The 18,378-nt window shown below is 44.9% G+C and carries 19 protein-coding genes; 14 read left to right on the top strand and 5 right to left on the bottom strand.

Going from position 1 to position 18,378, the window contains the following annotated elements; all coding sequences use genetic code 11:
* The first annotated feature begins 361 nt into the window (after nt 1-361).
* From ACI882_RS08925 to tusA, 4 genes are all read left to right on the top strand, one after another.
* Nucleotides 362-901, top strand: coding sequence for a hypothetical protein (locus ACI882_RS08925; protein WP_411743454.1), 540 nt, complete (start codon nt 362-364; stop codon nt 899-901).
* A gap of 174 nt (nt 902-1,075) precedes the next feature.
* Nucleotides 1,076-2,056, top strand: a complete 981-nt coding sequence (locus tag ACI882_RS08920) for a YheT family hydrolase (RefSeq protein WP_411743455.1) — start codon at nt 1,076-1,078, stop codon at nt 2,054-2,056.
* Entirely contained in the window at nt 2,053-3,126 is a 1,074-nt protein-coding gene (rlmM, locus tag ACI882_RS08915; protein WP_411743456.1) for a 23S rRNA (cytidine(2498)-2'-O)-methyltransferase RlmM, read from the top strand. Before ACI882_RS08920 ends, rlmM begins: the two co-directional genes overlap by 4 nt.
* Nucleotides 3,123-3,365 (top strand): sulfurtransferase TusA, encoded by a 243-nt coding sequence (gene tusA / locus ACI882_RS08910; protein WP_411743457.1) that lies wholly within the window; start codon nt 3,123-3,125, stop codon nt 3,363-3,365. The genes rlmM and tusA overlap by 4 nt, the downstream gene beginning before the upstream one ends.
* Here tusA and ACI882_RS08905 read toward each other — a convergent pair.
* Nucleotides 3,362-4,759, bottom strand: coding sequence for an MATE family efflux transporter (locus tag ACI882_RS08905; protein WP_411743458.1), 1,398 nt, complete (start codon nt 4,757-4,759; stop codon nt 3,362-3,364). The genes tusA and ACI882_RS08905 overlap by 4 nt on opposite strands.
* A 146-nt stretch (nt 4,760-4,905) precedes the next feature.
* Here ACI882_RS08905 and ACI882_RS08900 point away from each other — a divergent pair, with 146 nt between their 5' ends.
* Together ACI882_RS08900 and fumC are read left to right on the top strand one after the other, a co-directional pair.
* Nucleotides 4,906-5,466, top strand: coding sequence for an elongation factor P hydroxylase (locus ACI882_RS08900; RefSeq protein WP_411743459.1), 561 nt, complete (start codon nt 4,906-4,908; stop codon nt 5,464-5,466).
* Nucleotides 5,467-5,778: 312 nt separating this feature from the next.
* The gene (gene fumC / locus ACI882_RS08895) at nt 5,779-7,173 is read left to right on the top strand and encodes a class II fumarate hydratase (protein ID WP_411743460.1); all 1,395 of its coding nucleotides are present in this window, start codon (nt 5,779-5,781) and stop codon (nt 7,171-7,173) included.
* 197 nt (nt 7,174-7,370) lie between these two features.
* On the opposite strand, the gene ACI882_RS08890 is transcribed toward fumC, so the two are convergent.
* A complete protein-coding gene (locus ACI882_RS08890) occupies nt 7,371-8,033 on the bottom strand; it encodes a hypothetical protein (RefSeq protein ID WP_411743461.1) in 663 nt (220 codons plus the stop codon).
* Nucleotides 8,034-8,226: 193 nt separating this feature from the next.
* On the opposite strand from ACI882_RS08890, the gene ACI882_RS08885 reads away from it, so the two are divergent.
* From ACI882_RS08885 to ACI882_RS08870, 4 genes are all read left to right on the top strand, one after another.
* A complete protein-coding gene (locus ACI882_RS08885; RefSeq protein ID WP_411743462.1) occupies nt 8,227-8,691 on the top strand; it encodes a cupin domain-containing protein in 465 nt (154 codons plus the stop codon).
* 157 nt (nt 8,692-8,848) lie between these two features.
* Entirely contained in the window at nt 8,849-9,136 is a 288-nt protein-coding gene (locus ACI882_RS08880) for a DUF1653 domain-containing protein (protein WP_411743463.1), read from the top strand.
* A gap of 551 nt (nt 9,137-9,687) precedes the next feature.
* Nucleotides 9,688-10,797, top strand: a complete 1,110-nt coding sequence (locus ACI882_RS08875; protein WP_411743464.1) for a carbohydrate kinase — start codon at nt 9,688-9,690, stop codon at nt 10,795-10,797.
* Nucleotides 10,798-10,819: 22 nt separating this feature from the next.
* Nucleotides 10,820-11,734, top strand: a complete 915-nt coding sequence (locus tag ACI882_RS08870) for a pseudouridine-5'-phosphate glycosidase (protein ID WP_411743479.1) — start codon at nt 10,820-10,822, stop codon at nt 11,732-11,734.
* A gap of 68 nt (nt 11,735-11,802) precedes the next feature.
* On the opposite strand, the gene ACI882_RS08865 is transcribed toward ACI882_RS08870, so the two are convergent.
* Entirely contained in the window at nt 11,803-12,636 is an 834-nt protein-coding gene (locus tag ACI882_RS08865; RefSeq protein ID WP_411743465.1) for an SDR family oxidoreductase, read from the bottom strand.
* A gap of 109 nt (nt 12,637-12,745) precedes the next feature.
* On the opposite strand from ACI882_RS08865, the gene ACI882_RS08860 reads away from it, so the two are divergent.
* Together ACI882_RS08860 and ACI882_RS08855 are read left to right on the top strand one after the other, a co-directional pair.
* Nucleotides 12,746-13,645, top strand: a complete 900-nt coding sequence (locus tag ACI882_RS08860) for a LysR family transcriptional regulator (RefSeq protein WP_411743466.1) — start codon at nt 12,746-12,748, stop codon at nt 13,643-13,645.
* Nucleotides 13,646-13,731: 86 nt separating this feature from the next.
* Nucleotides 13,732-14,184: an SRPBCC family protein gene (locus ACI882_RS08855; protein WP_411743467.1), complete on the top strand. Its 453-nt coding sequence runs from the start codon at nt 13,732-13,734 to the stop codon at nt 14,182-14,184.
* Nucleotides 14,185-14,235: 51 nt separating this feature from the next.
* On the opposite strand, the gene ACI882_RS08850 is transcribed toward ACI882_RS08855, so the two are convergent.
* Nucleotides 14,236-15,177, bottom strand: a complete 942-nt coding sequence (locus ACI882_RS08850) for an NADP-dependent oxidoreductase (protein WP_411743468.1) — start codon at nt 15,175-15,177, stop codon at nt 14,236-14,238.
* A gap of 120 nt (nt 15,178-15,297) precedes the next feature.
* Between ACI882_RS08850 and ACI882_RS08845 the strand changes: the two genes are divergently transcribed.
* The gene (locus tag ACI882_RS08845) at nt 15,298-16,209 is read left to right on the top strand and encodes a LysR family transcriptional regulator (RefSeq protein ID WP_411743469.1); all 912 of its coding nucleotides are present in this window, start codon (nt 15,298-15,300) and stop codon (nt 16,207-16,209) included.
* 431 nt (nt 16,210-16,640) lie between these two features.
* The gene (locus ACI882_RS08840) at nt 16,641-17,516 is read left to right on the top strand and encodes an NAD(P)-dependent oxidoreductase (RefSeq protein ID WP_411743470.1); all 876 of its coding nucleotides are present in this window, start codon (nt 16,641-16,643) and stop codon (nt 17,514-17,516) included.
* Here the strand turns inward: ACI882_RS08840 and ACI882_RS08835 are convergent.
* The gene (locus ACI882_RS08835) at nt 17,500-18,105 is read right to left on the bottom strand and encodes a MarC family protein (RefSeq protein ID WP_411743471.1); all 606 of its coding nucleotides are present in this window, start codon (nt 18,103-18,105) and stop codon (nt 17,500-17,502) included. The genes ACI882_RS08840 and ACI882_RS08835 overlap by 17 nt on opposite strands.
* Nucleotides 18,106-18,378: the final 273 nt, after the last annotated feature.

Below are 18,378 nucleotides of genomic sequence, written 5' to 3'. Positions count from 1 at the left end.
CACTGGCCAAGAGTCAAGCCTAATTGATTGTTTTTTTTAGGTTTTTTATGATTTTCGCAATTTTGAACATTTGCTGAACAAATAAATAAAGGTCATAAATCACCGCGGTCCCATAGGTTAGAAGCGGCCCATTGCTTGTAATTCGGGTGTTTGAAACATGGATGTTTCAAACAAGCCCCCATGGAAGGGGTTATAGCGACCGAAATTACAGACGATGGGTCGCTGAACCCTGCGTAAACAGTGAGATATTTACAGGTCAGCAGTTTCCATGAATAAGCTTTAAGCGGATTCAGAAGTAGGCACTGTTCTTGCTCTTATCACTATAGAAACCTAAATAGCGTCAAATTTCTGGAGGAATACTATGTTGACGATAGAATTGATGGATGCTGCTGTCAAAATTGCGACAGGCATGTTGATCAGCGGGCTGTTTTTTTTATGGTACTTGCGTCGACATCAAGCCTTAGACGGCGCTGCTTCAGAAAGCTTGCGACGACGGCGAGAGTTGTTTGAATCTGTGGCTGCCAACGTCGGCAAAGTACATCATGTGTACCAGCAGTATTTGGCGTTAGCGACTGAGTTTACTCGCTATGGCGTGCATTGGCCAAAGAGCCGACGCGATGAACTTGCCCGCGTAGGTAATGAGCTGGTTGAGGTATTTCATGCCTTAACGGAGGCAGAGAGCACGCTATTGCTGCTCGGTGAAAAACGTCTTGAACGCTCATTGCGTATTTATGGCGCAAAAATAGTGAGCCTGCGTAGACAAGTCTATGCCGAGAAACAGCAGTTGACCGGTGATGAGATACATTTGATCGATGACGTCAAAAAAGAAATAGCCCAACTTAAAGAGTCTTTCTTTGATGCACTCAGCGTTCGTTATATGCCAAAAAAAGTTGCTGCTTAATGGCTAAGAAACCCTGTAAACGATGCCAACAAATTAGAATTAGCTCATTAGTCGTGATGATTCTTGTGCTTATTGGCTACGGTTTACTAAAAGTCACCGGATAAAACGCTTGTCCTAGTGATTATTCGCGCATAAGCCGCTAAAATGCCGCCTTTATTATCAAGGCATTAAATTGTGACCCAAGCGTTATTTGATTATCCCTCCTTTGCGCCAGGCTTCGGCTTGGCAAACGGTCACTTACAATCGGTTATACCTTCTGTTTTTCGCCGAGTTGAAGTACCGTTTCAACGCAGTCGTTTAGAATTACCCGACGGCGACTTCTTGCTACTTGATCAATTAAAGCAAAGCGAACAAGCCCCGTGGGTTGTGATAAGTCATGGTTTAGAAGGCGATAGTCGACGTCACTATGTGCAAGGCATGGCACGGCAGTTCTATAACGCGGGTTGGAATGTTCAAGCATGGAACTTTCGTGGTTGTGGCGGCGAGGTAAATAGGTTGCCTAGGTTTTATCACAGTGGCGCCATTGAAGATTTAAAAGCGGTCATTAACTCAGTGATAGTTGAGCAACAAGCCCAGCAGGTATTTCTAATCGGTTTTAGCATGGGTGGCAACCAAACGGTGTTGACTCTAGCTGAAGATGACTTACCCACTCAAGTTATTGGCGGCGCAACATTCAGCGTACCGTTAGATTTAGCCGCGTGCGCCGACCAACTTGCTAAGCCGGCACAGTCCATTTATATGCGACGTTTTTTACGTGACTTGAAAGTGAAAGTTGAACAAAAAGCACAGCTTTTCCCAGAATCCGTAAGTGTGGATGGCTTTGACCAAATTAAAAGTTTTCATCAGTTTGATGACATTTACACCGCACCGTTACATGGTTTTAAAGACGCCAAAGATTATTGGCAACAATGCTCTGGCCGTAATGCCTTGCCGCACCTTAAAAAGCCAACACTCATTGTTAACGCAATGGACGATCCGTTTTTAGCCGCAACCTGCCAAGACAATGGTCGCGGTGATCGCTCAACACATTTATATTTAGAAACGCCTTCCAGCGGTGGTCATGTTGGCTTTGCGCGTTGGAAATTGAATCAGCCTTTGTGGAGCGAGCAACGCGCATTGGCATTTGCACACTATGTATTGGAGAAAACCAAATGAGTGCGTTATTGCTGTATTGCCGTCCAGGTTTTGAAAAAGAATGTATGGCTGAAATTTCTGAGTTGGCCGGAACCAAAGAAGCCTTTGGTTGGGCAAATATAGAAATGAACTCAGGCTTTGTTATTTTTGAATGTGAAACTGCCCATACACTTTATTCGCATTGTGATGCACTGGTTTTCGCGAGAGACGTTTGGCCAATTAGTGATCGGTTAACAGATTTAGATCCGAGTGATCGATTAAGTCCAATCATTGAAAGTGTTAAACAGTTGATGGCAGAAAAGGGCATCAAGCTATTAGGTGATGTTTCCACAGAACACGCTGAAGGTGATGATTATCGCGCGACGGCAAAGTTTGCGGGTAAATTTGTTCACCCGGTGCGTCAGGCGCTGCGTAAGCTCAACTTACTCAGTAAAAAAGAAGATTCGTCCAAGCCAAGCTTACGTTTATTCTTTAAGGATTCTACTCAGGTTATTGTAGGTTCAGACAAACCACGTTTGCGTGCTAAGTGGCCGATGGGGATTGCACGGTTACGTTCACCTGCCGCTGCACCGAGCCGATCAACGCTCAAGCTTGAAGAAGCTTTTGGGCACTTCTTAGGTGACGACTGGCGTGAACAATTATCACATTGCCGTACAGGTGTAGACTTAGGTGCCTCGCCGGGTGGCTGGACTTGGCAACTGGTTAATCAAGGCTTATATACTTACGCGATTGATAACGGCCCGATGGACAAAAAGCTAATGGCGAGCGGATTGGTCGAACACGTTGCTGCTGATGGCTTTACTTGGAAGCCGCCTTTGATGGTCGATTGGTTAGTGTGTGACATGATCGAAAAACCAGGCCGTGTTGCGCAGTTAATGTACGAATGGCTGCATACTCGCCAAGCAAAATACGCTATTTTTAACTTAAAGCTACCGATGAAAAAGCGTTTTCAAGAATGGCAAGATATCAAGACTCAGTTAGACATAGCCAAAGTAGGGCAGCATCCTAAAGCCATTATGAAAGCGAAACACCTTTATCATGATCGCGAGGAAATAACAGTATTCTTAGATTTGGGGAATCAAAACGGATGACCGAAATTATCGCGGATATTGAACTCGACACCAAAGGGTTAAAGTGCCCAGAGCCGGTTATGATGTTGCATCGAGAAATACGCAAAATGGCAGTTGGCGAAGTGGTGAAAGTTATCGCGACTGACCCAGCCACTGCGCGTGATATTCCAAGCTTTTGTGAGTTTTTACCTCACGAACTATTGCGCAGTGATGTGGTTGATGATGAATATATTTACTGGCTTAAAAAAGGCCAGCGTTAAGCACGGCTAAATCTAAATAAGCGCAGGGTTAACCAGAAAGCTGCATTGGTTAAGCCTGCAATTAAACCTATCCAGAAGCCCGCCGCGCCCATCATTGGAATGATCCAATCGGTTTTTGCCAGAATGTATCCGAGCGGAATACCAATCCCCCAGAATGACGAAACCATAATGTACATCGGTATTTTTGTGTCTTTAAAGCCTCGTAATGCGGCAATGCCATTCACTTGAATTACATCGGCAATCTGGAACATCGCTCCGTAACCAAGCAAGACGACAGCAACGTCAATTACCTCTTGTTCAGTAGAATAGAGGCCCGCTAAAAACTCGGCATACGGCACTAGGATGCCGGCGTAAATAAAGGCGATGATCAAAATTAAAATTAATGAACTGCGGGCGACTAAGTTAGCACTTTCTCGGTCCCTAGAGCCCATTAAGAACGAAATACGCAAGGTTAACGCCATACCTAAACTTAGCGGCACCATAAACATCACGCTGACAACATTAATCGCAATCTGGTGCCCGGCGACAATATGGGAGCCGAACGATGCTAACAGTAAGGCGATTACTGCAAACATGGTGGACTCAACAAATATGGTAAAGCCAATGGGTACGCCGAGCGCTAAAAATGATTTTAGTTCGCTTAGCTTAGGCAGCATTCGCTGTTGCCATAGGTGGTACTTTTTGAATGCTTTGGCATAGTTTAGATACACCAAAAACATTAACACTGTTACCCATTGAGCTATCGCCGTTGCCCAGCCGCAGCCAACACCGCCAAGTTCAGGTGCGCCGAACTTGCCATAAATAAGGGCATAGTTCAGTGGTGCGTTGACACAGGCGGTAAGAATAGAGAACACCATAAAAACTTTGGTATTGCCTAAGCCGTCGGTCAAACCCCGTAAGGCGATAAACAAAAACAGGGCAGGTAAACCCCAAACAAAGGCATTTAAATAACCTACGGTGATGGCTTCTGGTTTGGCTTCCATGTTGAGCATGCCAAGTAAGGGCCCGACATTGGTGAGCGCAACAAAGCCGACGATTGCAGCAAATATGCCTACATAGATGGCCGTCCAGGCAACGGGAAGAATTTTATGATCCTCACCTGCGCCTTTATGGCTTGAGATGATAGGTTGAGAAGCATTGAGAACGCCGAGCATAAATAGAAAGATGGGTGTCCATAAACTGTTACCAATCGCCACGCCGGTTAAATCGGCGGCACTGTATCGCCCCGCCATTAATACATCAATGACGCCATTGGCCATTTGCGCTAATTGGGCGACCAAAATTGGGGCTCCTAAACGCGCCAATACTAGCCACTCTAGTTTTACTCTTGCTATAAGCGGTTGTTTCTTATCTGCCTTGGGCTGATGATTCTCGTCTATGATTTCAGGGTTCAATTGCGGTGCCTACATAGTTAACTGGATCGGCATTCGATCAGGGATGATTGTCAAAAAGCGTATCTTAGCTGAACTATCGGCCTGATGCATTGCAAAGTGACGCCTGCTCACTATAATTCGACGCTTATTCATAAAAGAGAGCCAATGTGTTGCATAAGTTACCCCCTGAAAACTGGGAGCAAGGAGTTGCAGAGCTGCTAGCGGGGTTAAACCCGTGGCTGGAATCACATTGGAACACAACCTTAGTCGCGGCGCAGAGCGAGCCTTTATATTTACCTGCGAGTAAAGAAGGTGGTTTCCACCAAATTCAGTTCGCACACGGTTATTTTAATAGCGTCTTACATGAATTAGCGCACTGGTGCGTAGCCGGAGAAGCTCGACGACTCAAACCCGACTACGGTTATTGGTATGAGCCCGATGGCCGCACAGCAGAACAACAAAAACTATTCGAACAAGTAGAAATAAAGCCTCAAGCTATTGAATGGCACTTCACCAACGCCTGCAACCGCACCTTCAACATCAGCGCCGACAACTTAACCGGCGAACCCGTAGATGTAACCAACTTCACCAAAGCAGTCACCAAGCAAATGCAGAAATACCAAGAACAGGGCCTACCCGCACGAGCAGCCGAAATCTTCAAACGTTTAACCTTTGTCTCAAGCTCAGTACAGTTGCAACCTAACGCTCAAGTATCAAATCACCCTTGATCGGTCGCTGTTCGCGCCTCCATGCGCCGCTAAACTTCGCCATCCATGGCTCAGATACCCGATTAAGGGCAATTTGATACCTGAACTAAACTCGGCACCGCCCTAATGTTTAAACACGCAGCCCGCAGCCATAAACTGCATTCAAACACCACTTTTAGTGTAAACCACAACCCAAACCGCTTTTGAACTAACTGACCGCTGACAGCTAAAAACTGACAGCTATCATTCAATCTTTTGCCCTTACCCGCAGCCATAAACACTCCCTTTTCTATGCTAATATCTCCAACAACAACCCAACCAAAGGACCTTGAGATGAAAACTCGATTGGAAAAAGATACCCTCGGGGAAATAGCGATCCCCGCAGACAAATACTGGGGCCCGCAATCACAACGTTCTTTGGAAAATTTTTCCATTGGCAATGAAAAAATGCCTATTGAAGTTATCCGTGCTTACGCCATCGTAAAGAGGGCTGCCGCTGTATCTAACAGTCAATTAGGGGTGCTGGAATCAAAAAAGGCAGATTTGATAAGCCAGGTTTGTCAGGAAATTCTTAGCGGCCAACTTGATGAACACTTTCCACTTTCTGTCTGGCAAACGGGTTCTGGTACGCAGACTAATATGAACGTTAACGAAGTCATTGTGAACCGGGCTCATGTATTATCTGACAATGCACTGGGCGAAGGCTCGCCACTCTTGAGCGCGAATGATGATGTGAATAAATCGCAATCTTCTAATGATACTTTTCCCACGGCGATGTATATAGCAGGCTATTCACTGTTAAAGCAGCTCACTTTACCCGCATTGGAAAAGTTGGTTGATGTTTTCAGAGAAAAATCGATTGAATTTGACGCAATTGTCAAAATTGGTCGTACACATTTGATGGATGCAACCCCTATTACTCTAGGCCAAGAGTTTAGTGCTTTTGCTACACAACTTGATCAAGGCATTGCACAGCTGCGACAGGCTATGACGAGCATTTTGCCTCTTGCTCTTGGCGGAACCGCAGTAGGTACTGGATTAAATGCGCCAGCCGGTTTTGCAGAACAAACTATTGCAATAATAGCCCGCGATACGGGGTATGCTTTTACACAAGCTGATAACAAATTCGCGGCACTGGCCGCACACGATGCTCTAGTTGAAGTACATGGTGCCTTGCAGCGAATAGCCGTTGCTATGAATAAAATTGCCAGCGATATTCGTCTACTCGGTTCAGGTCCTCGTGCTGGCCTTGGGGAAATAAGGTTGCCCGCGAACGAGCCAGGCTCGTCTATCATGCCAGGCAAAGTAAACCCTACCCAGTCTGAAGCTATGATCATGGTGTGTTGCGCCATTATTGGCAACAATACCACCATGACGGTCGCTGGTGCGGGTGGTCAGCTACAACTAAATACTTGTAAGCCTGTGATGATCAATACCCTGTTGCAGTCTGCAAGATTGCTGGGCGATGCCTGCCAATCTTTTAACGAACATTGTGTTTCCGGTATTAGCGCAGATACTGCGCGGCTGGAGCAGAACTTAGCCAGTTCATTAATGCTAGTGACCGCACTAAACCCTCATATCGGTTACTACAAAGCAGCTGAAATAGCCCAGAACGCCTATGCAAATAACCTTAGATTGAAAGAAGCCGCCCTAGCCAGCGGTTATGTAAGTGCAGACGAATTTGACCTTTGGGTACAACCAGCCAGCATGACAGGGGCTACAGAATAGAGCGGTCATTAAAGATGAAAAGCGGTTATTGGCTGCGGGCTTCGAGCTGCGGGTGAGGTCAAAAGATAGACAGAAAGCTGTCAGCTTTCAGCAAAATAATTTAAAAATTCTTTGTTCGTGGTTGGCTTGCATCTTTAGTTGGTTGTATTGTGCCCGCAGCCCGCAGCCCGCAGCCCGCAGCCCGCAGCCCAAAAAAATCAAAACCGATAAACCTCCAAATACCGATTTATCTCACTTGAAGTAGTTTTACTTGGGTTGAGAACATTAGCAAGGCTTAGCGCGAGTACTAGTTCGTTGAGTGATTGTTTATCGGCTTTTGGTAATGCTTCTGTTGATGTTTGGTTATAGTTTTTAAGTTGTTCGATTAAGTTGTTAGTATCAATGGCTTGGCTGGCTTCAGTGGGGTTGTTCAGGTTATCTAAGATTGTTTTAGCCTGACCAAAAACTTCGATTAACGGGCTTTCTGGTGCTACGTTTTTAATACTTTGTACATAGCTGTCAATAAATTTTGAAAGTTCACCTACTGTTTTGGTGCCTTCTTCTTGTGTCGTATCTAAGTTGGCATTGGCTGTGAGTTTGCTCGCGTCACTGGCACTGATAAATCCGTATTCTTTTAACCGATCAATAAATTCTGTGGTGACTTTAAAAGAACGAGACCCTGAGCTGAAAAAATCTTCATTCAATTGTTTGATTTTTTGAGCCCGAGTCGAAATGTTGACTGGTTCTACTTCAAGCTTATCAACGTTTGCTGCATTTGTATTTGCTTGGCTAGCGGTTGCTTCAACTTCAGATTCACTAGAACCCGTTGGTAAGCTTTCTGTATTCAATTGCTGAGCTGCATTACCGGAAATCGTTGTCATGGTGTTCGCTATTTAAAATTTAGTATAGGTAATACAGCAAGTACCATGCCCAAAAAATATGGATCATACGTAGGTGTCTATGCTCAATAACCTTTTATTGCCACTTTTTAGCCACTTTCTAGCCGCTGTATAGGTATGTTCTTGCCTCTCAAGTATGATTAGCTCTATCCGTTAGTAAAGCTGGAGTGAAAACATGAATAAACCCATAAACGCATTTGAAGTCGTCAGCTCAACTGACAATCCCTTTCCGAAAGTCTTTCATGAAAAAATGGGCGATAGCGAGTGGCGTGGTTTATCCGATAACTTTGGGTTAAGCCAGTTTGGAACCAATATAGAAGTCATCAGACCGAGTGGCTCTTCTGGTCTCAAACATAGGCACACCAAATCAGAGGAGTTTATTTATATTCTCTCGGGTGAGCTAATTTTAGAGTACGGTGATGAAATTTATCCAATGTCGGCCGGAATGTGCATTGGCTTTAAAGCAAATGAAGCTTTGGGGCATCGTTTAATCAATCGATCCAACGAAAATGCCAAGTTCTTAGTAGTAGGCTCGCGAATTGAAGGCGATAAAGTAGACAATGTCGAAGACGATATGCAGTGGATTGTTAAGGAAAACGGAGATTGGGTCGCAGCTAAGAAAACTGGCGAATTATATTAGGCCTTGGTTAGCCTTATCTACGTATCTCTAGATGAATCCGAATTTAATTCTTTAAAGTGGTTTCATAAAAACCAGCTGCCACAGAATGCAGATCCTCATTTGAGTCGGTTTGTATCAAAGTATTTTAGTTAAGTATTGATAACAAAAAGGTAAGTAAATGAACAAGTTAACAGAACAACTCAAACTTGGAAAATACCGCCACTTCAAAGGCAACGAATATGAAGTAATAGGCGTCGCAAAACATTCTGAAACAGAAGAAATCCTCGTGGTATACCGAACACTTTACGGCGATTTTGACCTTTGGGTACGACCGTTAGAGATGTTTCTGGGTGAAAAAGAAGTTGATGGAAGGATGGTGGCTCGGTTTGAGTATGTTGGGGGAGTAAAGCCGTCAGTAAAAAAAACGGTTTTGGGCTGCGGGCTTCGGGCTGCGGGTAAAAAATAACTATCTGAAGTTGAACACCACCTTCTGACAATGGCCTTTTATGATCTTTTTCTGAAAGCTGACAGCTACAAACTGGCAGCTGTCTTCTAATCTTTTGACCTTGCTCGCAGCCCATAGCTCGCAGCCAACCACCATCCCTTCCGATCAGATGTTGGCGTGGGTGAGGGGATGAATTTAAAAGTGAATGACTGTTTGAGCGCAACGAGTTGTTATGAACGGCTTAAATTTACACCGGAACCCAAAAGCTGACATCGTGCCGCAGTAAAAGGAAGCTGCAAGCGGTCAGCTGTCAGTAAGAGATTAAAAACGGCTTTGGGCTGCGGGCTGGGGGTAAAAAATAACTATCTGAAGTTGTGCATCATCCTCTGGTAATGGTCTTTTACGATCTTTTGCTGAAAGCTGACAGCTACAAACTGACAGCTGTCCTCTCATCTTTTGACCTTACCCGCAGCCCGCAGCTCAAAACATCCTTAATAAAAAGCCCTAGAAACAGTTGCATTCCATAATTAACAGGCGTAATCTAACAAAAGTTAACTGAGGTAACATTTGTTATGAATGACTTAGAGCGCAAGATTATCGCGGCTATCGAAGCCAAGCCCATGGCCTCTCAGCAAGAGTTGGCAACGTCTCTCAAACTGTCTCGTGAGTCTGTCGCGGGCTACATAATGCGTCTAACCCGTCGGGGAGCTATCCTTGGCAAGGGTTATATTTTACCAAAACACAACAATATTCTTGTGTTAGGTGGTGCAAACGTCGACTTAACCGGAACGAGTTCTGGTACTTTCCGTCCAGGTGATTCAAACCCCGGCCAAGTAGGACAAAGTGCAGGGGGGGTGGGCCGTAATATCGCAGAAAACTTGGTTCGTTTGGGTAATGATGTCTCTATTATCAGCGTCATTGGTAATGATTATCGCGGTCGATACTTAATCGAGCATGCCCGTGAAGTAGGCCTTGGTACAGAAGATGTCATTCAACACCCAGATTTTGCCACCAGTACCTATTTAGCCATGAATAATGAGCGCGGAGAGTTAGTTGGCTCTATTGCGGACATGGCGATAATTGATCAGCTCACGCCTCAAATGCTAAGTGACAAACTAACTCGCCTACAAGCAGCCACGAGCATAGTTGTTGAAGCAAACATACCTGAACAAACATTGGCCTGGCTAGGCGAGCAAAACCTAACCGCGCCAATTATTGCCGATGCCGTATCAGCGACCAAAGCGCCACGCTTAATACCCTTACTTCCGCGCATTGATGTGTTGAAAGTTAACCGCGCCGAAGCCTTAGCTATTTTAGGTAAGGCCGAAGAAGATACTACCAGCCCAGAAGTACTTATTAATGAGTTAATTGCTCGCGGGGTTCGAACCGTATTATTGAGCCTTGCCGAAAAAGGTGTCCTCTACGGCGATGCTGATAAGCAAATACCACAGTCAGTTCCCGCTTGCGACATGGTTAGCGATACCGGAGCAGGCGATGCCCTATTGGCAGGCTTTGTTCATAGCGCAGCGCTCAGCGACCAAGATGACGTTCGCGTTCGTTTTGCCATTGCTTGTGCCGCCACTACTTTAGAATCAAAAGATGCAGTTGCTAAAACTCTAACAGAAGTAAATGTTAGTAAACGTTTTGAGAGCTTCATCAAATTAACGACAGAAACTGTTTAACACAAATTGGAGAAATAACATGATGAATCAATACTTAGATATCCACCCAGACGTTGCTGAAGCCCTTGCTAACAATAAGCCAGTTGTTGCATTAGAAAGTACCATTATTTCTCACGGTATGCCTTGGCCAGAAAACGCTGAAACGGCAAAGCTTGTTGAGCAAACTGTACGTGACAGCGGCGCAACACCTGCAACCATTGCGATCATTAATGGTCGCTTAAAAGTTGGCTTAAGCGGCGAAGAAATTGACGTTCTAGCCAAAGCCGGCATGAGCGTCACAAAGTGTTCACGCCGTGACTTGCCTTTCGTTGTTGCAAACAAGCAATTAGGTGCAACGACTGTTGCCGCTACTATGATTATTGCTGACATGGCCGGCATCAAAGTATTCGCAACCGGCGGCATCGGTGGTGTTCACCGTGGCGCACAGCAAACCTTTGATATTTCTGCTGACTTGCAAGAATTGGGTCGTACAAATGTTGCTGTAGTTTGCGCAGGCGCGAAATCAATTTTAGATTTAGGCCTAACACGTGAATACCTAGAAACCTTAGGTGTACCTGTTTTAGGCTACCAAACAGATAGCCTACCTGCTTTCTATACGCGTGAAAGCGAGCACTCAATTGACTATCGCCAAGATAGTCCAGAAGAGATTGCTCAGTTCTTAGCGGCTAAATGGCAAATGGGATTAAACGGTGGTGTAGTGATCGCCAATCCAATTCCAGAAGAATACGCGATGGACAGCGACAAGATCAAAAACGCCGTTGAACAAGCCGTTAAAGAAGCTGCGGAGCAAAACATTGCTGGTAAAGAATCAACACCGTTCTTACTTGCACGTGTAGCCGAGTTAACCGGTGGCGACAGTCTAGCCAGTAACATTCAGTTGGTACTCAACAACGCACGCTTAGGTTCAGCGGTCGCTGCACAATACTGCAATGTTTAGAGCTTAATATCATAGGTTTAAACGGCGCTTCACATTGCGCCGTTTCTTAATTAAGCGACATTCGATACCTACAAAACTTGCCCAAGCCACTGATCCAACTTGGTTTCAGTACGCACCGCATGACTAATCGCTTGCTCTCCTATTCGGTCATAATGTTTCATTAAATCGGCAGCATCGATTAATGATTCATCACGAAGAATGAATCCAAGCGTTTTCGCCAGCCACACCGGCATTGTTTGCACTGTCAGTTGAGCTACTTTCGCGTAACGGTTCACCGCTTCTTTCATGGTGATGCCTTCTGGTCCATAAATGGGCATGCGAAGGTTGCGGCAACTGTTATCCTGGAGGGCGTTACTGACTGTTTTTGCATAATCTTTGGCACTTAGCCAATGAATCGGCTGAGTTGAAGGACCAATATGAATGAGTTTATTTTTTTGCTGGAACAAGGGTAACGACTCCATAAACCAGCTAGGCATGAACACCAAATATGGGTGCCCACTTTCTTTTAATAATGCTTCCGCTTCCAGTTTGTAGCGATTATCCCAACGATCATCATATTCTGGATAAGCGGAGGCCGTTGATATCATGCTGATAGCTGTCAGAGACTGGCCTTGCAAAGCGGCCAAAATATTGCGCGTACCGACTACATGGTTTTGATAGTAACTTTTCTTGCTCTGGCCGCTGGCGTTTATGTGCACACAGTCACTGCCTGCAAGTGCTAACCTTAGGCTCGACACATCTTGTAAATCGGCTTGTCGATATTCAAAATCGCCTCCTAATTGTTCTTTCGCTTTTTGACTATTTCGCGAAATAATCCGTACTTGATAACCGTCTGCTTTAAGTTGTTTTGCGACAGGCGCGCCTAGCATTCCGGTACCACCAATCACTGAAATAATGCTCATTTTCTTCTCCTAGTAGGGTCACTCTGATTAAAGCGCTACTTTAACTAAGCTGTTATTAATCTATTAGTGGGTTAAACTGGGTTTTATTAACTCATTAATGGGATTAAGGTTGGATATTGAATCGATTTGTTGGTTTGTAGAGGTGGTGTATGCGGGGTCTTTTACCGGTGCTGCAAAACGTTTGCGCCAACCTAGCAGCAACATCAGCCGGCGCATTGCCAAATTAGAAGAGTCTCTTGGTTATAAGCTACTATTACGCACGACTCGGTCATTGTCATTGACTCAAGAAGGTGAAAGCTTGTTACCACTGGCTAAACAACTGAGCGAAGCGCAAGCGAAAATAGTGGATTGGAATGACAGTATGCAAGCTGAAGCAACAGGCGCACTGCGCATTACTGCGCCTAGTAGCTTTGCCAGAGGGCCGCTGACTGAATGGATAATCCGATATCGACAGATGCACCCCAAGGTCGATATAGAGCTGATTCACAGCAATGATTACCTCGACTTTCAAGAGCATCGATTAAACATTGCTTTTCGGCAAGGGCCGTTGCCTGATTCAGGCTTAATCTCGAAACGCCTTTTTAGCATTCATTATGGTGTCTTTGTGTCACCCGATGTTTTAGTCGATGACCTGCCTTTAGTGGAACCTCCAGAGCTACTTAGCCGTGCATTGATTGCTACCGGTGCTCAAGGACGTTCATTACCATGGCGCTTTCAAGAGCATACGCTACAACCTAAAACCACGGGATTAATTTTTGAAGATGCCACGCAATGCCTGTTAGCCGCGAAAGCAGGACAGGGGTACACCTATGCGAGTCGATATGAAGCGATGCCATTTTTAGACTCTGGCGAGCTGGTTGAAGTGTTAAGTCATAGTCGCGCGGACCCCTTCGGTTTTTATGTGGTGTACCCAAATCGAGATCATCTTTCTAAGAAAAATGAAACTTTTTTGACTCACATACTGTTAGAAATAGAAGCGTTTGGACGACCAGATGGGTTGTCGCCTTAGCCCAAAAACTGTCGCCCTCGGAATTTGCACAAAAACCAAATCACCCCTAGTGTTAAGTCTCGCTAAACATTCTTTAGGAGTAAGCCATGCATGTAACGGTAGAGAAAGAAATTAATAGCCCCGTAGCGCAAGTCTGGTCGGCTATTTGCGATATTGAACACAGCGACAAAATGATCTCTGGCATTGTTAAAATTAACGTCCTACATAAACCTGAAGATGGCATTGTCGGTCTGAAATGGGAAGAAACCCGGAAGATGTTTGGCAAAGAAGCGTTAGAGACTATGTGGATTACAGAAAGTAAGCCTGAGTCATATTACTATACGCGAGCAGAGAATCATGGCGCTATTTACACGACTAAAATGTCTGTGCGAGAAAATGGTGATAAGACGATTCTAGGGATGGAGTTTTCGGCGACGTCTAATTCAAAATTTGGTCGGTTTATGTCGTCAGTGATGGGTTTTTTAATGAAAAAATCAATGACAAAAATGCTCGATGCCGACCTTGAAGATATTAAAAAGTTTGTTGAGGCAGGAGAGTAGTAGGTAAATAAACGGCGCTATATTGCGCCGTTGTAATAAAGAGCTAAACGCTTAAGCAGAAACGTTAACGATAATTTTCCCTTGAGCTCGGCCAGTTTCGCTGCGTTCATGTGCTTGGCTAGTTTGGTCTAAAGTGAATTCGCTGTCGATGTTCACTTTAAATTTCCCAGCATCGGCCAGCTTTGCGATTTCGGTTAACTGTTCACTATTAGGTTGTACAAAACAATAGAATGCATTGACGTTATGTTTAGCGGCAACTTCTTCGCTCGGTAGGCTTGCTACAGAGACTAATCGACCTCTTGGCTTCAATGTTACCCAGCTATTGTCTAACGTATCTCCGCCAATTGTGTCAAACACGATGTCTAAATCACGCAGTTCTGAGAAATCTTCTTGGTGATAATCAATCGCTTGGTCTGCACCTAGACTGAGTACTAATTCAATGTTTCTAGCTGAAGTCGTGGTATAAACATAAGCACCACGGAGTTTTGCCAGTTGAATTGCAAATTGGCCTACCGCACCTGAACCCGCATGAATTAAAACTCGCTCACCTTTTTGTAGCTTTGTAATTTCATAGAGTGATTGCCACGCCGTTAAACCGGCCAAGGGTACACCGGCGGCTTCCTGCCAAGTTAAAGACGTTGGTTTCAGAGCGACTTCGGTTGCGGTTACGGTCATGAATTCAGCGAAGCTACCGTTTTTTGTAATTTCTGGTCGACTATAAACGGCATCGTCTATTTTGAACTGGGTGACCTTGTCGCCCAGTGCAACGACTTCACCTGAAACATCCCAGCCAAGGGTCAGTGGCAGGGGGTGGTTTAGCATACCTTGAAGGTAGCCTTCGCGTATTTTCCAATCAACAGGGTTTACCGCGGCAGATTTTACTTTGATTAATACTTCATCGGCACCTGGCGTGGGTATCTCGATATTGTTTAGTTCAATGACACTGCGATCGCCAAAACCGTTTATTTGTGCTGCTTTCATTAATTTACTCATATTTTTACTCAATAGGGTTCGTTTGTTTAAGGTGGGTTCATAGTACGCTTGCTATTTTGGTTTGATTAGCCTGTTAATTGCGATTATATTGTTTCGATATTCGATACAATAAGCGTAAAAATGGCTGTTAATAACGATAAAGTTGATGGATTGGTTCTGTTTACGGTTATAAATAAGCAAGGTAGTTTGTCTGCCGCAGCACAACTGTTGGGCATGAGTCGATCTTCAGTGAGTAAGCAGCTGGCGGCACTTGAGCAGCGAGTTGGGGCAAGGTTGCTTAAACGAACGACGCGTAAAATCATGCTAACGGACGTTGGACGGCAGGTATTAAAAGAGGCTTTAAAGGTTGAACAAGCCATGCAAGCCATTGAACACATCAGCGAAGACTACCAATTGGAGATTGCGGGCACATTAAAGGTATCTTGCTCTAGCGCCCAAGGTCGTAAGCATTTGGTGCCGCTCATTTCGCGCTTTTTACTGCGTTACCCCAAGATCAAAATAAATCTACAGCTTGAAGATCGGTTTGTAGATATGGTCAGTGAGAGCATAGATGTTTCGATTAGAATCGGCTTTTTGCCCGATTCAAGTTTAATCGCTAGAAGACTCGGTGATTTATCTTGGACATTGTGCGCAAGCCCTGCTTATTTGGAACAGGCCCCGCCGTTAAAGCACCCAAGAGATCTTCTTAATCACAATTGCATCTATTATCGCAATGCGAAGACTTCAATGAATACGTGGACGTTTTTAAACGATTCCGGTGAAGAAACAGTCGTAGTAGATGGCTCGTTTACAATTAATGATGCCAGTGCACTTGTCTCCGCCGCAACACAAAACATGGGCATATTACTGATCGATAAAAGCCTGTTGGGCGATACCATCAACAAAGGCGTATTGGTCCCTGTGTTGCGCGACTATAAACCAATAGGGGGCCTACCTATGTATGCCATTTACCCCGAAAAGGAATACATGCCCGCTAAAACAAAAGCCTTCATCGATTTCTTAGTAGCCGAAATGCCAGCTGTGATTTCTTGAATTAAGGATGTAAACCAGACCGCTATCATTAGGTCTGTGGCACGATGCCAGCTTTTGGGCTCCGGTGTAAATTTAAGCCGTTCATAACAACTCGCTGCGCTCAAACAGTCATTCACTTTTAAATTCACCCCCTCACCCACGCCGGAATCTGATTGAAAACTGTATTAGGCTGCGAGTTTCGAGCTTCGAGTAAGCTCAAAAGCGGTAGATTACGTCCATAGCCAACTCTAGTTCGTCTTAGCCACACAATTATTCTTTTTCACTTTCAAAGGCTCAGATCCCTCGTTCAAGGTTACTTTTGTTACAGTACCGCCCTTATGTTTAAACCCGAAGCTCGCAGCCAGCAGCTAAAAACCGCTTTCCATTTCCACCCAATTAACTTCTCTGGCACCATGGCTAAATAATTCCACCAAACAAAAAGAGTGATTCGAATGTCGAAGAATGTTGCGTTTATCGGTTTAGGTGTCATGGGTTTCCCAATGGCGGGTCATGTTCAAAAGGCGGGTTTTAAGGCCACGGTTTATAATCGTACTGCGGCTAAGGCGCAGCAATGGGTTGCTGAGTTTGGTGGTTTGAGTGCGGTAACGCCCAAAGAAGCAGTTGTCCAGGCCGATATTGTCTTGGTTTGTGTGGGTAACGATGAAGACGTACGGTCGGTTTTTTATGGCGACCAAGGTATTTTGGCAGGTTTGAAGGCGGGTGCGTTGGTGGTCGATCACACCACGACCTCGGCTGAGTTGGCGGTTGAGCTGAATGTAGCCGTGTCTGAAGCAGGCGGTGGTTTTGTTGATGGTCCGGTTTCTGGTGGTCAGGCGGGTGCTGAAAACGGTCAGTTATCCATTATGTGTGGTGGAACTGAAGAAAGTTTTGCTCGTGCAGAGGCCGTTTTTAAAGCTTATGGCAAGGGCTGGCAGTTGCTCGGTGAAGCAGGCAGCGGGCAGCGTTGTAAAATGGTCAATCAGGTTTGCATCGCGGGTATTTTACAAGGTTTAGCAGAAGGCATCGCTTTGGCGCAAAAAACAGGCCTTGATATAGAAAAGGTTCAGCAAGTTCTAGCCGGTGGTGCTGCGCAAAGCTGGCAATTAGAAAACCGGGCGTTGACCATGGCTAAAGATGAGTTTGATTTTGGCTTTGCCATTGATTGGATGGTGAAAGACTTGGGATATTGTCTTGATGAAGCAAAGCGAAACGACCTAAACTTACCGGTCGCCACGCAAGTAAGGGGTTACTATCAAGATTTGCAAGCACAGGGTATGAACCGTTGCGATACCTCTGTGTTGTTGCGCAAGCTTAAGCAAGATAATTAGAGATACCGGTAAATACAATATCAGATGCCATAGCGGCTAAAATAAGGCCGCTTATTTTAGATAAAATATTTAAACCCGTCGTTCCCAGCAGGTTTTCAAGCCAGTTTGATAAAATCAGCATTACTCCCAGGGCAATCATCGCCGTTGCCATTCCTAAGAAGCCGATAAAGGTTTCGAATAGGGTGGGTAATTCAGCACCCAGTACTAATATCGTACCAATTGTGGCGGGGCCGACGATAATTGGCATCGCCAAAGGCACAACCGAAATATCATCTCTTTGCTCATTGGGTAGCCCCTTGGCATGAGATCGTGTGCCATTGTTCACTAGGCTAACGGCGGTCAAAAATAGTAGCGCACCTGCACCAATACGAAATGAATCTAAAGTGATGCCAATAAGGCTGAAAAGTAGTGGCCCCGCAAAGAAAAGTACCGCTCCCATAGCCGTTGCTGCTAAACATGCTCTAATCGCTGTATTGCGCTTTGATTCTAATGATTCGCCATGAGTCATCACCAAAAACATAGACACCACGAAAAACGGAGCAAATAGGAAAATAAATCGGATGGCACTGGTGGTGTAGAGGCTTAACATAGGGGGTAATTTCACTCACTTTTGGAAGTTTAGGGCGGTTAGTCATTAATTCGGAATAGTAAATGCAAAACACTGTCGAGACTAGCTAAAAAATAGGCTACAATCGGCGACTTCTGAAAATAGACCGTCATGGGTTAGGACAATTCGAATTCGACCCCTGATATCTTAGTGCCGATGTTCAAATCCGGTATGAAAACGGAAACTTGATGTTCAAAGCCAAGTTTCTCCTTAAATGGCGTTAGAAAAGCCAATAAATGTAACCAAGGTTGAAGA

Source organism: Reinekea sp. (assembly GCF_046710285.1).
GTDB lineage: Bacteria > Pseudomonadota > Gammaproteobacteria > Pseudomonadales > Natronospirillaceae > Reinekea.
This window is presented reverse-complemented; position numbering and strand designations above follow the sequence as displayed.